This window comes from Marinobacter sp. UBA2498 (genome assembly GCF_002341575.1).
In the GTDB taxonomy this organism is placed as follows: Bacteria; Pseudomonadota; Gammaproteobacteria; order Pseudomonadales; family Oleiphilaceae; genus Marinobacter; species Marinobacter manganoxydans.
Genome location: NZ_DDOI01000012.1, coordinates 377 through 1,328, shown reverse-complemented (window position 1 = coordinate 1,328; position 952 = coordinate 377). Strand labels below are relative to the sequence as shown.

At 59.0% G+C, this 952-nt stretch carries 1 protein-coding gene; it reads left to right on the top strand.

Features of this window, described 5'->3' with window-relative positions:
* Positions 1–952, top strand: a 952-nt coding sequence (locus B2W52_RS01310; protein WP_286801036.1) for an ATP-binding cassette domain-containing protein, incomplete at both ends; no start/stop codon positions are given.

Genomic DNA, 952 nt, shown 5'->3' with positions numbered 1-952 from the left:
AACCGACCAACCACCTCGACGCCGAAACCATCGCCTGGCTTCAGCAACACCTGATCGACTACAAGGGCACGATCCTGATCGTCACCCACGACCGGTACTTCCTCGACAACGTCGCCGGCTGGATCCTGGAACTGGACCGTGGCCACGGCATTCCGTTTGAAGGCAATTACAGCCAGTGGCTGGAAAACAAGGAGAAGCGCCTGGAGATGGAATCCAAGCAGGAAGCCTCTCACCAGAAAGCCATCAAACAGGAACTGGAGTGGGTGCGAAGCAATGCCAAGGGCCGTCAGTCCAAGAGCAAGGCCCGTCTGGCCCGCTTTGAGGAGATGAGCTCCCAGGAATTCCAGAAGCGCAACGAAACCAACGAACTCTACATTCCGCCCGGACCTCGCCTGGGCAACAAGGTGATCGAGGTGGACGGCATCAGCAAGTCCTTCGGTGACCGCCTGCTGTATGAAGACGTGTCCTTCAGCGTACCGCCCGGTGCCATCGTGGGCATTATCGGTGGTAACGGTGCCGGTAAATCCACTCTGTTCAAGATGATTGCCGGTTTCGACAAGCCGGATTCTGGCGACATCACCGTCGGGGAAACCGTGGAACTGGCCTACGTGGACCAGATGCGCGATCTGGATGGCAGCAAAACCGTCTGGGAGGAGCTCTCCGACGGCAACGACATCATCAAGGTGGGCAACTACGAGACCCCTTCCAGGGCCTACGTTGGCCGTTTCAACTTTAAGGGCAGCGACCAGCAGAAACGGGTTGGCGACCTGTCCGGCGGTGAACGCAACCGTTTGCACCTGGCCAAGCTGCTGAAACAGGGCGGCAACGTGCTGCTGCTGGATGAGCCGACCAACGATCTGGATGTGGAAACGCTCCGCGCCCTGGAAGAAGCCCTGCTGAATTTCCCGGGCTCTGCCCTGGTTATCTCGCACGACCGCTGGTTCCTCGACCG